This window comes from Sphingomicrobium clamense (assembly GCF_019264355.1).
Taxonomy (GTDB): Bacteria; Pseudomonadota; Alphaproteobacteria; order Sphingomonadales; family Sphingomonadaceae; genus Sphingomicrobium; species Sphingomicrobium clamense.
The window spans coordinates 1,049,486-1,062,699 of record NZ_JAHVAH010000001.1; the positions used below are offsets into that span (position 1 = coordinate 1,049,486).

Sequence of the window (13,214 nt, forward strand, 5' to 3'; positions counted from 1 at the left end):
AGACCGCCGCGCATGACGGAAAAAACAGGGGGCCTGTTGTCCGGCCTCGAAGCAATCAAGCCGGATTCGCTGCTCCAGCTCATCCAGATGGCCAGTGCCGACACGCGACCAAACAAGATCGACGTCGGTGTCGGTGTCTACCGCACCTCGAACGGCGCCACGCCGATCCTTTCGGCGGTGAAAAAGGCCGAGAAGATCCTGTGGGAACGCCAGGAAACCAAGGCCTATCTCGGGATGAGCGGCGACAAGGTCTATGCCGAATTGTTGAAGCCCATCGTGTTCGGGCAGCATGCCGATGACGAAGGACTGATCGGGCTGCAGACGCCGGGCGGCTGCGGCGCGCTGACGCTGGGCTTCAAGCTGGTCAAGGCGGCGCGGCCCGATGCGCGCGTACTGGTCGGCACCCCGACCTGGGCCAACCACCAGCCGGTGATCGAGGGCGCAGGGCTCAAGATCGTCGAATATCCATACTACCTGAAGGAAGAGACGCGCATCGATTTCGATGCGATGATAGCAGCCTTCGATGCCGCGCGTCCGGGTGATGTCGCCCTGCTCCACGGCTGTTGCCACAATCCGACCGGTGCCGACCTCGATGCCGGCCAATGGGCCAAGGTGCGCGCCAAATGCGCCGAAAAGGGCATCATCCCCTTCGTCGACATCGCCTATCAGGGGCTTGGCGACGGACTGGACGACGATGCCGAAGGCCTGCGCGGGCTGATGGGTGCCTGCGACGAAGTCATCGTCGCGCAAAGCTGTGACAAGAATTTCGGCGTCTATCGCGACCGCGTCGGTTGCCTGTTCGTCAAGGCGGGCAGCGACGAGACGGCCAACATCGTCAAGAGCCACATCATGCAGATCGCGCGCGAAATGTGGTCGATGCCGCCCGACCACAGCGCGGCTGCCGTCCGGATCGTTCTCGAAAATGACGATTTGCGCGCCGAGTGGCTCGACGAGCTCTCGATCATGCGTGGTCGCATCAAGGACTTGCGCAAGCGGATCGCGTCGAAAGACCCGCGTCTGGCCTATATCGGTGAGCAGAAGGGCATGTTCTCGATGATGCCGCTGACGCCGCAGCAGGTCGACACGCTGCGCGACGAGCACGCCATCTACATGGCGGATAGCGGCCGCTTCAATGTGTGCGGTATGGCCGATGAGGACGTCGATCGCTTCTGCGACGCCGTGCTGGAGGCGATGGATGGCTAGCGTGCTCGACCGCGACAAGACTTCTGCCGACGAGCCTGCCTTTAGTTGGGAGGATGTCGCGCGCCTCGTCCTGACGAGCCGCGAGATGGACCGGCTCGAGGAAGAGGAACTCGTCCCCGCCAAGAAGGTGCTCTACCAATTCTCCGCGCGCGGCCACGACATGGCGCAGGTCATGCTCGGCCTGCATTTGCGCGATGGCGACGCGGCGTGCGGCTATTATCGCTCGCGCCCGATGCTGCTGGCGCTGGGCGTCGATCTTGCCGATGCGCTAGGGTCGGGCATGGGCCGTGAAGGCGGCTATTCGGACGGGCGCGATATCGGCGTCGTGTTCAACTATCCCAACCCGGGCGGGGCGCACGCGCTGCCCATGTGCGGCGGCGTCGGGGCGCAATATACGCCCGCAGCGGGCTGGGCGCAGTCGATCACCTACAAGGCGAAGGTGCTGGGCGAAGAAGACGATGGCGCGGTTGCGGTCGTGCTGGGCGGTGACGCGAGCTGTGCCACAGGCGGCTTCTGGTCCGCGCTGACCATCGCGACGACGCAGCAACTGCCGTTGCTCTTCTACGTCGAGGATAATGGCTACGGCATTTCGGTGCCTTCGACCTACCAGACGCCGGGTCAGGACATCGCGGCCAACCTTGGAAGCTTCAAAGGCCTGGAAATCTTCAACGGCGACGGCACCGAGCCCGAAGAGGCCGCCGACCTGATCGCCAAGGCCTTCGCACATGTGCGCGGGCGCAAGGGGCCGGCGCTGTTGCGCCTGACCGTCCCGCGCCTCGAAGGGCATAGCGCGCAGGACACGCAAACCTACAAGTCGGACGATGAGATCGCCGCCGAATGGGCACGCGACCCGCTGCCCAAGCTCAAGGCCAAGGCCAACAACCTCGACTGGGACATGATCGAAGCGTCGGTCGCCGCCGAGGTCGACAAGGCGCGCGAAGAGGCCGAGGCGAGGGGCGTTTCCGACCCTGATGACGTCGCCAAGAGCGTCTTTTTCGAAGGCGAACACGCCAAGGTGGGCGGGCAGGCGGGACTGTCGCTCGACGGCACGCACGAGGACCCGCGTCCCGAAGGTCAGCGCATCAACATGGTCACCGCGATCCGCCGCGTGCTCGACCAGGAGCTCGAGGCCAATCCGAAGATGAGCGTCTTTGGCGAGGATGTCGGTCCCAAGGGCGGCGTCCATGCGGTGACACTCGGTCTCCAGGAGAAGTTCGGGCACGACCGCGTGTTCGACACCTCGCTCAACGAGGAAGGCATCGTCGGCCGTGCGGTCGGGATGGCGATGGCGGGTCTGCTGCCCGTGCCCGAAATCCAATTCCGCAAATATGCCGAGCCTGCGACGGAGCAGATTAACGATTGCGGCACGATCCGCTGGCGCACGCACAACCGCTTCGCCGCGCCGATGGTGCTGCGCATCCCGGGCGGCTTCTTCAAATGCGGCGACCCGTGGCATTCGCAGACCAACGAGGTGCAGTTCGTGCACAATCCCGGCTGGAAGGTGGCGGTGCCGAGCAATGCCGAAGATGCGGTCGGTCTCCTTCGCATGGCGCTGCGCGGTAACGATCCCACCATCTTCTTCGAACATCGCGCGATGCTCGACGACAGCTGGGCGCGGCGGCCGTATCCGGGCGACGGCTACGTGCTGCCGTTCGGCAAGGCGAAGAAGACGATGGAAGGCGACCAGATTACCATCGTGACCTGGGGCGCGATGACGCCGCGCTGCGAGGCGGCAGCCAAGGATGTCAGCGCCGACGTCATCGACCTTCGCACGCTGATGCCGTGGGACGAGGAAATGGTGCTCGAAAGCGTCGCCAAGACCCATCGCTGCCTTATCGTCCACGAAGATCTGCGCACCGGCGGCTTCGGTGCAGAGATCGCAGCTGTCGTCGCCGACAAGGCTTTTCTCGACCTCGATGCACCGGTCGAGCGCGTGACGATGCCCGACATCCCGTCACCGCATCATCCCAAGCTGCTCGAGGCGGCGGTCCCGTCGGTCGAAGATATTAAGGCGAAAATCATCGAAATGCTGGAGTTTTAATGTCCGTGATCGACGTCATCGTTCCCGACGAGCAGGAAGGCACCAAGGCGGTCGTCCGCTCGTGGCTGGTCAAGGTCGGCGAAGCGGTCGCCGAGAACGATCCGCTGGTCGAGCTGGAAACCGACAAGGTCACGCAGGAAGTGCCTGCGCCCGCCACAGGCGTGCTGAGCGAGATCATCCTCGATACCGATGCCGAGGCCGAACCCGGCGCATTGCTCGGAAAGATCGACGCCGATGCATCTGCGACCGCTCGTCCTGAGCCTGTCGAAAGACCGTCACCGTCTGGCGGAGAAGATGAAAAACTGGACACAGACAAGCTCGGCCCGAACAGCGTAAAAAAGGCTGAAGTCTGCAAGGAAACACGCCTGTCTCCCGCCGTGAAACGCGCTGTCCTGCAGCACGACATCGACCCCACGCATATCGAAGGCACCGGCAAGGGCGGGCGCGTGACGCTCGAGGATGTCGACCGCGCCGTGGCCTCCGCCACGGTCAGCCATGTCGGCAAGCCCAAGACCGCGCAGCCGCGTGTGATCGAGCCATTCAACGCGACCGATATTCCGCACGACCGAATGCGCAAGACGATTGCCGAAAACATGGTCAAGGCGGTCACCGACGCGCCGCATGTCACCGCGCTGTTCGAATGCGATTTCTCCGCTGTCGCCGCGCACAAGGCGGCGATGAAGGCCAAGGGCAAGATGCTCAGCTACACCGCCTACATCCTCAAGGCGGCCGCTGACGCGATGGCGGTCGCTCCCGCGATCAACGGGCGCTGGGAAGAGGATCGTATTGCGGTTTCGCCCACGATCGACATCGGGGTCGGCACCGCGCTGGGTGACAAGGGCCTCGTCGTCCCCGTCGTGCGCGACGTCGGCTCGCTCAGCCTCGAAGAGGCGGGTGCCTCGCTTGACGCGCTGACCGGCAAAGCGCGCGACGGCAAGCTCGATCGCAAGGATGTGAGCGGGGGCAGCTTCACCATTTCCAATCATGGCGTGTCGGGCAGCCTGCTTGCCTCGCCCATCATCCTGCACCAGGGGCAGGCCGCAATCCTCGGCGTTGGCAAGCTGGAAAAGCGCGTTATCGTACGCGAGCTGGACGGTCAGGATGTGATGGTCATTCGTCCAATGGCCTATGTCACGCTCACCATCGACCACCGCGTCGTCGACGGCCACCAGACCAACGCATGGCTCAGCCGTTTCGTCGAGATCCTCGAGACCTGGCCCGCGGCCTAGGCCGGGGTCGGCGTGATCCGCGCCTGTCGCTTGGACCAGCGCAGGAAGCTGATCAGGATGAGGATGCCGATAATCGGCTCGAAATAATGCACGGCAAAGCTCAGCACGGGCGAGGGGCCTGACGCCTCGTCCGGCAATCCCGTATTGACGCCCAGCAGCACCGCGTTGCTGGCGACCGTGAAGTCCCACAGCGCGTGCAGGAACACGCCCGGCCAGATGGAACGGGTGCGCAGCGCGATCGCGCCGTAAAGAATGCCGGCCAAACCGGCGTGGATGACCTGCTGGTGCGTGCCTGCCAGCGTCTGACCGCCAATGAAATTGACGTAGTGCATGATGCCGAACAGGAAGGACGAGACCAAAAGCGCGATGACCGGCCCCCATTTGATTTCGAGGCCGCGCAGCGCGATGCCCCGAAAAAGCGTCTCTTCGAAGATGCCGACGAAGATCACCAACAGCAGCGCGTTCTGCGGAATGCCGCTTTCCCAGAGAACGCCGAAGGAGACGTCATTCTCGATGGCGACGGCAAATCCGATGGCGAGCAGGCCGCCGGTAATGATTGCCGGGACCAACGCCCACCGCAGCCCCGACCAGATCGGTCGACTGGTCACGCGGGCTTCGCGCGCCCAGCCCAGCAGGAACACCAGCGCAAGGACCGAGGCGGCGAGACCGACCTCGAAGGGCAATTGCCCGAGGGGCAGTTGCTGCGGCGATTTGCCGGGCTTGTTGCCGAAGGCTCCGCTTTGGAAGAGCAGCGGGGCGGCAAGGATTGCGAAGTAGAGTAGGGCGATGCCGATGGCCGTCGCGGCGGAACGCTTCCTGAAGAACTGACGCATGATTACCCCGGCCGTTACGAGCTCGATCCCCAGACTAGCAGATGAGGGTCGATGTCCAAGCCCACGCCGCGCGAGCAGGCGCGCGATGGATTTTAGGCCAGATCGCCGTCCCCGATATCCTCTTTTTCATTTCGCTCCGTGATGAGCTTGACGGCCTTGCTGGTCTTGCTGGTCGAGATGACGTGATCCACACCCGCGACCGTGACCGCGATGGTGCCGTCCTCGATCGTGTCGATCAGCCCTTTCGAGCGCAGATACCAGACGTGGAAATCGAACTCCTCCTTCGAACAGCCCAGCATGTCCTGAAGCATCCAGGGGCCAAGGCCGGGCTCCTTCGCGCTCTTCCGACGCTGCTTGTAAAGGTTTGAAAGGATCAATTCATGCGCTTGTGCGTCGCCGAGCGCTTCATCTTCCTGCAGGCCGCTTGACGAGGCGCCGCCGCCATTAAGCGCTGCATAGGTGCGATCATACTTTGCCCGCCGCTTGGGATCCTTGAGCACCTTGTAGGCGGCAAGGATCGTCTTGAATTTTTCCGGGTCGGCCGTGTCGGCGTGATCGGGATGATATTTCTTGAGAAAGTGATGGTAGGCCGCCTCAAGGATGCGATCATCGCATCCTGGCGTGACATGCAGCAGTTCGTAATAGTCGACGAACTTCTCGTCGTCTTCCATCGCTATCCTCCTCGCGTCGCGCATTTACTTTGCGTTCATGCAAAGCGTCAGTGCAAGGCGAAATTGTCACCGTAATGACAAAAGCCCTCCGCGTGCGCGAAGGGCCTTTGGGAATGGCGCACCCGACAGGATTCGAACCTGTGGCCTCTGCCTTCGGAGGGCAGCGCTCTATCCAGCTGAGCTACGGGTGCCTGAAGCCGGTTCGAGAGCGCCTAACCCAAGCGCTTGAGTGGAGCAAGTCTTACCAGCGCAGCAGGCGCGAGACGCCCCAGCGGCCGATGGCGGCCCACAGCGCGACGATCCCGACATGCCAGATGGCGAGATGGGCGAGCGCGGTCCCCGAGCATTCGAGCGTGACTGCGAAGGCGCCGACGCTACCCGCGGCGAGGCCGGTGAGCAGCCCCGCCTTTTCGGGCAGGACCGGCGCGCCACGACGAAGGAACAGGGTGATGGCGCTTGCTGTGAAGATGCTGCCGATCAGGCCGAATGTCAGGCAACGTGCGCCGAACTCGGCGTTTATGCCCACACCATGGCCAAGCGCCAGTTCGATCGCACTGACGGCGGGCAGGATCAGGATCGCACCGAACAGCCACAGCGCGCCGGTCTGGTTGGCGCTGCCGACGGCAGGGCGGGCGAGGCGCGTTGCGGCCCAACCGGCGGCGATCGCGGTGAGGAGGAACAGGCCTGCCGTGACGAGGATCAGCGGGGCGGGGCGTCCTGCGGCAAGATCGGGGCGAATGCCGTACAGTGCGACGACACCGATGGTGGTCGCAAGCGCCACGCTGGCCGCGGCGATGCGTCCGCGCGTGAGCGACAGGATCGACGTCGGTTCGAGGTCGTCGGCGAGGGTGTCGATGAGATTGGTCATGTCAGTCGCTTTCAACGAGCGCGGCGAGTTTCTTGAGGCCGCGATGGATGTTCACTTTGACCGCGGATTCGGATTGGCCGGTCATTGCGGCGGTTTCCTGAATCGACATCCCCTCGACCTTGGTGAGGGTGATGGCGGTGGCTTGTTTTGTAGGAATGTGGGTGAGCAGGCGGTCGAGGCTGAGGCGCGCAAGAACCGGCTCTTCGGCGGAAGGGACGGGCAGGTCGGCGTCTTCGGCGGCGTCGGGTGTCCGCTGCAGTTTCCGAAGCGCGTCGATCCAGCGGAAGCGGGCGATGGCGGCGAGCCAGGGATAGAAGGGCCGCGTGGCGTCGTAGGTCGCGCGCTTGGCGTGGAGCGCCATCAGCGTTTCCTGGACGAGGTCATCGACCGACTGGGGCGCGATCCGCTTGGCGAAATAGCGCGCCAGCCAGTCCTGCGCACCGGCAAGCGCGACTCGATAGGAGGACTTGTCGCCCTCCTGCGCCCGCGCCATCAGCCGGCGAATATCGTCATCGGCGAGGATCATCTGTCGGCCAGTCTACCTGAAATGGCATGATCGAACGAGACCCGCCCGGGGCCTTGTGTCAGGATGACGAGGCCGAGGGCGATCCAGCTCATGTGCGGGCTCCACCATGCGTCGGGATAGACGAACAGCTGGATGACCAGCGTCATGGCGATGAGGCCGGCCGCAGCAAAGCGGCTGGCGAGCCCGAAGACGAGCAATAGCGGAAGCACGTGCTCGGCGGCTGTCGCAGCATAAGCGGAAAATTCCGGCGGCAGCGGCACGCCCGAATATTCATTCTCGAACAGGAAGAAGGTCGTTTCCGAAATGTCGAACCACGTGCCCTCTTCGATCTTGGTGCGCCCCGATCGCCAGAAAATGGCGGCCAGCGCGATGCGCACGAACAGGAGCACGATGTCGCGGATCAGCGGCCGCGCTGCGAATTCGGTCAGTCGGTCATACAGTCGGGTCACAGGACAAGCTCCAGCAGGGGGCGTAGCGCTCCGCTGCGCACGAGATGGGTGGCCGCCTCCGCATTGCGGGCGAGGAGGCGACCAAAAGCGATCGGCGTGGCGGCAAGCTCGAGGAGGTGGGCCTCGGCGCTGTCCGCCAGGTTGACGAGGACATCGGCCTCGGGCCGCGTGATCAGGACGTGCGTGCCCTTGCCCGAAAGGTCGGGGAAAAGCTGTTCGCCAGGCTGTTCGAGCGCGACGATGCGCGTGGTGGGATGGATCAGCACCTTGGCCTCGACAAGCTTTTCCGGGCTGACGCCCTTCAGTCGCTCGAGCAGCATGGCGGGCGCGTCGGCCGCGCCATGACTTTCGAGCCAGGCCCATTCGATACCGGCAAGATCGCGCGCCGCCGCCTCATCGAGCGTTTCGGGAAAACCATCGCCGATCAGGCGCAGCGCGTGCGAGCGCGGGTGGGGGCCTTCGAGAAAGCGGGTCGCTGCCGCGTGGAAGGCTTCGTCGCCAAGATGCTGGCGGGTGAGCGGGTAGGTATCCTCGAGCGCGACATGACGCGCGTGGCTGATCGTGTTGGCATAGGCCTTGAGCGCGCGAAATTGCGACGGGCGCGAACCTGCCAGCAGCGTGTCGGGCAGGAATGCGGGGCCGCCACGGATCGCGGCCGCCATCTGTTGCTGGAGGTCAGGCGACATATGCAAGCCTCCGCGTCAGCATGGCGTCGGCGCGCTCGGCCTCGCCGAGCAGTTCGTCGAAGTCCGGAATGTCGTTGTCGCGTTCGAGCAAGACGGGGCGCGGGCCGATGCGATCGAGCAGTCGATCAAGCAAGGTCCAGCATTCCTCGCTGACCGGCGATCCGTGATCGTCGACCGCGAGCATCTCGCCATTGCCATGATCCTCGACGCTGTGGCCGGCAATGTGGATCTCGCCAATGAGGCTCCCGTCGAGCGCGCCGACATAGTCGTTGGGGTCGATCCCGAGATTGGTGCGCGACACGAGGAGATTGTTGACGTCCATGAGGAGGCCGCAGCCGGTGCGCCGCGCGAGTGCGTGAAGGAAGTCGACCTCGCCATAGGTGTCGCCCTGGAAGGCGGTCATGCGGCTGGGATTTTCGACCAGCATGGGTCGTCCGAGCTTTTCCTGCACCAGATCGACCTGATCGGCGAAATGATCGAGCGTTTGGTCGGTCATCGGGAAGGGGAGGAGGTCGGGAAATTGTTCGCCACCCAGGCTCGACCAGCTCAGATGATCGGAGACCAGAGCGGGCTGGTACCGGTCACAGAGGGAAACGAGCTGGTCGAGTTCGGCGCGGTTGACGCCGCCCGGGTCGCCCATGGACAGGCCGACCGAATGGAAGCTGACCGGCAACGCGTCGCGTATCTGCGCCAGCCAGCGATGCATCGGCCCGCCGTCCATGAAGTAATTTTGCGGGTGGACTTCCACCCAGGTAGGAGCGGCGCCCCGCGCCGCGCAGTCCATGACAGCCTCAAAGAATGCGGGCTTGAGGCCTAGACCTGCGCGCTTTGGGGGCAGTGGCGGGACGCCGTCCATCTCGTCAGCCCTTCTTCTTGGCAACGGGCTTGGCATTGCCCTCGCGAGGCTTGAGCGACCCGCCCATCTCTTCGCAGGTGCCGGCCTCGACATATTTCCAGGCGTTGCCCTGGTAATCGACCTTGGAGGTGCCGGCACAGCTGGTGCCGGGGCCTGCCGCGCAATCATTCTTGCCGGCCTTGGCCACGCCGTAGCATTTTTCCTTGCCGGCGATGCTGGCGTCGGCGGGGGCGGCGGCGATGCCGGCCAGCGCGACCAATGCGGTCGCGGCCGAGAGAGTGGTGATGCTATTCATCGAACGATCTCCGCCTAGGCTTGGTCGGCCGGGCTGCCGACGCCGTCAAAGGCCTCGAGCTTGCCGCCCATGTCTTCGCATTCGCCCGTCGGGACATATTTCCAGGCATTGCCCTGGTAATCGACGGTCGAGGTGCCCGCGCAGCTGGTGCCGGGACCGGCGGCGCAATCATTCTTGCCCGCGAGGCTGACGCCGTAGCATTTTTCCATTTCGCCATCGGCGGCGGCTTCGGCGAGTTCGGCGTCGACCGGTTCACCGGCCATGGCGGTATCTTCCGCAGCCGTTTCGGTCGTGCCGCTGTCGCTACAGGCGGCGAGCGCGAGCAGCGCCGTCGCGGCACCAAGCGTGGATACTGTCTTCATGATGTTCTCCCTATTTACGTCGTGGGGAGCATCGGCCCGCCACTGCCCACTGGTTCGGGAGAGGGTGGTAGAAGGTTACTGGCCCTTGGAATTTTCTTTATCGAGCGCGGCGGCAAGCGCCGCGTCGAGTTCGGCCTTGGGCTTGTAGGTCCCGGAATGGACGACGCCCGCGATCGAGCGGACGTTCGAGATTTCGGCGAGCGGATCGTGGTCGAGGAGGACCAGGTCGGCAATACAGCCGGCGGCGATGCAGCCGAGGCCCTCAATCTCGAACACGCGCGCAGGCTCCGTCGTCGCGGAGGCGAGGGCCTCTCGCGGCGTCATCCCGAATTCGGTCAGATACTCGAGTTCGCGTATCAAGGAGGCACCCGGAGCAATGAAGGGATTGCCGACGTCCGTCCCCGCAAGGACGGTGACTCCGGCGTCTCGAAAGTAGTCGATGTTGCGTCCATAATACTGGAGTTCGGAAGCGCTCAATTCGCTCACGGCGCGTCCCAACGGACTGGCGGCCATTTCCATCCAACGCTCGTATAGAGGGCGGGGAAGCGAGTTCTCCTGACCTTGTGTGGCCATTGCGGTTAGTGCCATCCGGGACGCCGTATTGACGATGGTGGGGACTGAAACCGTTCCGTGCTCAGCCATCAATTCCGCGACGGCTGCGCAGCGTTCCTCGTTCCGGCTCGCATTGTCGGCGCGGCTCATGATCGCGAATTCGATGGGTCCGGAGGGGCCATCGACTTCAGGTCGCTCCGCGGCGGCGACCAGCGCATCCGCTTTATCCCAATCGCTGCAGCCATGAGACATTTCGATGCCATGCTCGATCGTGCGCTGGCCCAGTTTCACCGCTTCTTGCGTCTTGATGTCTCCAGGCAGATGTCCGTCGACCGGGAGCCCTCGCTCGTCGGCATATGCGATCAGTGCGCGATACTGTTCGGCCCGCATGCTATGATAGACCTTGATGAGATCCATGCCATTTTCGATGTGGGCATCGACCGCCGCGCGCGCATCCTCGGCGTCGAGCACCTTGATCATGCCGCCCCACTCAGACTCTTCGCCGCCAACGATGAAGCCGTTGGCGATTATGCGGGGTGCCTCGCCGCGCTCGCCCTGCGCCTTGATGTCGCGGATCAGCGCGTAGCCCTCGGCCTCGCTGGTGTGCAGGTTGCGGACGCTCGTGATGCCATAAGCGAGGAAGGCAGGCGCGTGCCAGCTCCAGTTGGTGACCGAGTGAACGTGCGTGTCCCACAGGCCGGGAATGAGATAGCGTCCGCCGGCCTCGACGATGGTCGTTTCGCCATCGGTGTCCGAGGCCGTGTCGCCGACCGACACGATCTTGCCGGCGTCGATTGCGACATGGCCCATGACGTGGGTGCCGCTGTCGACGTCGACGATACGCGCGTTGCGGATGACGAGGTCTGGCGCGGTGCCCGCCAGTGCAAGTGTGACGAGTCCGATCATCTGGATTCCCCTGCTGTCACCACCACCATAATGCTGCACCCATGTTGCGCAACATAAGTCAATGTTGCGGTGCGGCATGGGCGGGTGCTAACGATGGACAACCGCGTTTTGAGGGAGCCCTCCATGGGTAAGGACAAGGGCGACAAGGTCGTCATCAAGAAATACGCCAATCGCCGTCTCTATGACACCGAACGGTCGGCTTACATCACGCTCGACACGCTCGCCGGGATGATCCGCGAGGGGCGCGATGTCGAGGTCTTGGATGCCAAGTCGGGCGACGACATTACCCACCAGGTGCTGACCCAGATCATCGTCGAGGAAGAGGCCGGCGGGGCGGGCATGCTGCCCGTATCTTTCCTGCGCCAGATCATCTCCATGTACGGTGGCAACATGCAGGGCGCGGTGCCCAACTATCTCGAAGCCGCGATGGACGCGTTCAAGAAGCAGCAGGCGGCGATGAGCGGGGCGATGGGCGCGGGTGCGTTCGACCCCAACGCCTTCACCGAAATGGCCAAGAAGAACATGCAAATGTTCCAGTCGGCAGCCTCCGCCTTCTCGGGCGGCAGCGGCGCGTCGAAAGCGGCCAAGGCGAGCGAGGGCGATGACGTCGAAGCGCTCAAGGCCGAGTTGGCGGCGCTCAAGGCAAAGGTCGACAAGCTTTGATCCTCGCCGCGCTGTCATTGCTGGTGCAGCAGGTGCCGATGCTGGAGACGGCGAGCGGCGTGCCGACCGCCAACGGCCAGTGGCGGATCGTCGAGCAGGGGAGTGTCGTCTCGGCGCGCTTCGGCAACCTGGTCGACCTGTCCTGCTATCGTTCGAACAAGGTGCTGCGGCTGGCGGTGAGCGATCCTGCGCAGCCGCTTGCGCCGCTGCCGACGCGGCTGCTCGTCTCGACCACCTATGGCGACCGCTGGGTCGAGCATCCCGCGCCGCTCCATGTGCGCGACCCGCTGGGTGACTGGATGGCCTATTCGCGCGGACGCATCCTGCTCATGCCCGAGGGCGCGGCGCCGGTGATCGTCCCCAACCATGCCGAGGTCGCGCGCGTGATCGAGGCCTGCCGAAGCTGAATTTCGGGAACATTTCGCCAGCGTATTGGTCCTATCCTGACAGGAGTAATCGAACAGGGAGCCGGGTGATGGCGAAGGCGAAGAAAACCACGACGCGCAAAAGCACTGCCAAGAAAACGACCGCCAGCAAGGCGGCGGACAATCTGATGGGCTCGCGGGTCAGCAAGGAAATGCTTGCGGCCGGGCTCGCGGCGGCAGCGGCAATGATTGCGGCCAGCCCCAAGGCGCGCGCCAAGGTCAAGAAAGCTAGCAGCGATGCTGCCGACCAGATGAGCAAGGCGACGCAGGCGGCCGCGGAAAATGCGGCGACGCTGGGCGGTGCGATTGCCGAGGCGGTGGCCGATGCGGCGCAGCGCTTCATGTCGGGCGACTGGCTCGACGAGGACGATGCGCCTGCCAAGAAGAAACCGGCAGCGAAGAAGAAGCCCGCCGCGAAGAAGGCTGCGCCCAAGAAGAAGGCGGCGACCAAGAAGGCGCCTGCCAAGAAGAAGGTCGCGACCAAGAAGGCGGCGACGACTGCGAAGAAGGTCGCGGTTGCGAAGGCGACCGCCAAGACGGCGCGCGCGACGGCGAAGAAGCCCGCTGCCAAGAAGCCCGTTGCGAAAAAGGCTGCGCCGAAGAAGAGCACGGCCCGCAAAACGCCGCCCAAGAAGAGCTGAACGCTTGA

Annotated in this window: 16 protein-coding genes and 1 tRNA gene; 6 read left to right on the top strand and 11 right to left on the bottom strand. The window is 64.1% G+C overall.

All coding sequences use genetic code 11. The features are described from left to right. Positions 1–36 precede the first annotated feature (36 nt). Genes KTQ36_RS05355 through KTQ36_RS05365 form a run of 3 tightly spaced genes read left to right on the top strand, consistent with a single transcriptional unit; the run spans position 37 to position 4,473 of the window. Complete coding sequence (locus KTQ36_RS05355; protein WP_255554283.1) at positions 37–1,203, top strand: amino acid aminotransferase; 1,167 nt, start codon at positions 37–39, stop codon at positions 1,201–1,203. Next, positions 1,196–3,244: an alpha-ketoacid dehydrogenase subunit alpha/beta gene (locus KTQ36_RS05360; protein ID WP_218632686.1), complete on the top strand. Its 2,049-nt coding sequence runs from the start codon at positions 1,196–1,198 to the stop codon at positions 3,242–3,244. The genes KTQ36_RS05355 and KTQ36_RS05360 overlap by 8 nt, the downstream gene beginning before the upstream one ends. Then, a complete protein-coding gene (locus tag KTQ36_RS05365) occupies positions 3,244–4,473 on the top strand; it encodes a dihydrolipoamide acetyltransferase family protein (protein ID WP_218632687.1) in 1,230 nt (409 codons plus the stop codon). Before KTQ36_RS05360 ends, KTQ36_RS05365 begins: the two co-directional genes overlap by 1 nt. Here KTQ36_RS05365 and KTQ36_RS05370 read toward each other — a convergent pair. From KTQ36_RS05370 to KTQ36_RS05415, 11 genes are all read right to left on the bottom strand, one after another. Then, a complete protein-coding gene (locus KTQ36_RS05370) occupies positions 4,470–5,306 on the bottom strand; it encodes a CPBP family intramembrane glutamic endopeptidase (protein ID WP_218632688.1) in 837 nt (278 codons plus the stop codon). The two genes, KTQ36_RS05365 and KTQ36_RS05370, sit on opposite strands and share 4 nt — an antisense overlap. Before the next feature lie 92 nt (positions 5,307–5,398). Beyond that, complete coding sequence (locus KTQ36_RS05375) at positions 5,399–5,977, bottom strand: DnaJ domain-containing protein (RefSeq protein ID WP_218632689.1); 579 nt, start codon at positions 5,975–5,977, stop codon at positions 5,399–5,401. Between the two features lie 114 nt (positions 5,978–6,091). Beyond that, a tRNA-Arg gene (locus KTQ36_RS05380) sits at positions 6,092–6,168 on the bottom strand. 50 nt (positions 6,169–6,218) lie between these two features. Further along, entirely contained in the window at positions 6,219–6,845 is a 627-nt protein-coding gene (locus KTQ36_RS05385; protein WP_218632690.1) for an NrsF family protein, read from the bottom strand. A gap of 1 nt (position 6,846) precedes the next feature. Further along, on the bottom strand, positions 6,847–7,371 hold the full coding sequence (locus KTQ36_RS05390; RefSeq protein ID WP_218632691.1) for a sigma-70 family RNA polymerase sigma factor: 525 nt from the start codon (positions 7,369–7,371) through the stop codon (positions 6,847–6,849). After that, a complete protein-coding gene (locus tag KTQ36_RS11340) occupies positions 7,368–7,820 on the bottom strand; it encodes a DoxX family protein (protein ID WP_345777670.1) in 453 nt (150 codons plus the stop codon). The genes KTQ36_RS05390 and KTQ36_RS11340 overlap by 4 nt, the downstream gene beginning before the upstream one ends. Then, positions 7,817–8,506, bottom strand: coding sequence for an HvfC/BufC N-terminal domain-containing protein (locus KTQ36_RS11345; protein ID WP_255554286.1), 690 nt, complete (start codon positions 8,504–8,506; stop codon positions 7,817–7,819). Before KTQ36_RS11345 ends, KTQ36_RS11340 begins: the two co-directional genes overlap by 4 nt. After that, the gene (gene bufB / locus KTQ36_RS05400) at positions 8,496–9,398 is read right to left on the bottom strand and encodes an MNIO family bufferin maturase (protein WP_345777671.1); all 903 of its coding nucleotides are present in this window, start codon (positions 9,396–9,398) and stop codon (positions 8,496–8,498) included. The genes KTQ36_RS11345 and bufB overlap by 11 nt, the downstream gene beginning before the upstream one ends. Beyond that, on the bottom strand, positions 9,367–9,657 hold the full coding sequence (locus KTQ36_RS05405; RefSeq protein WP_218632694.1) for a BufA1 family periplasmic bufferin-type metallophore: 291 nt from the start codon (positions 9,655–9,657) through the stop codon (positions 9,367–9,369). Before KTQ36_RS05405 ends, bufB begins: the two co-directional genes overlap by 32 nt. A 14-nt stretch (positions 9,658–9,671) precedes the next feature. After that, positions 9,672–9,920 (bottom strand): BufA1 family periplasmic bufferin-type metallophore, encoded by a 249-nt coding sequence (locus tag KTQ36_RS05410; RefSeq protein ID WP_255554760.1) that lies wholly within the window; start codon positions 9,918–9,920, stop codon positions 9,672–9,674. A gap of 174 nt (positions 9,921–10,094) precedes the next feature. Beyond that, a complete protein-coding gene (locus KTQ36_RS05415; RefSeq protein ID WP_218632696.1) occupies positions 10,095–11,477 on the bottom strand; it encodes an amidohydrolase family protein in 1,383 nt (460 codons plus the stop codon). Positions 11,478–11,600: 123 nt separating this feature from the next. On the opposite strand from KTQ36_RS05415, the gene phaR reads away from it, so the two are divergent. The 3 genes from phaR (at position 11,601) to KTQ36_RS05430 (ending at position 13,206) form a co-directional block, all read left to right on the top strand. Then, complete coding sequence (phaR, locus tag KTQ36_RS05420) at positions 11,601–12,140, top strand: polyhydroxyalkanoate synthesis repressor PhaR (protein ID WP_218632697.1); 540 nt, start codon at positions 11,601–11,603, stop codon at positions 12,138–12,140. Next, the gene (locus tag KTQ36_RS05425; RefSeq protein WP_218632698.1) at positions 12,137–12,547 is read left to right on the top strand and encodes a hypothetical protein; all 411 of its coding nucleotides are present in this window, start codon (positions 12,137–12,139) and stop codon (positions 12,545–12,547) included. Before phaR ends, KTQ36_RS05425 begins: the two co-directional genes overlap by 4 nt. A 68-nt stretch (positions 12,548–12,615) precedes the next feature. Further along, a complete protein-coding gene (locus tag KTQ36_RS05430; RefSeq protein ID WP_218632699.1) occupies positions 12,616–13,206 on the top strand; it encodes a hypothetical protein in 591 nt (196 codons plus the stop codon). The last annotated feature ends 8 nt before the right edge of the window (positions 13,207–13,214 follow it).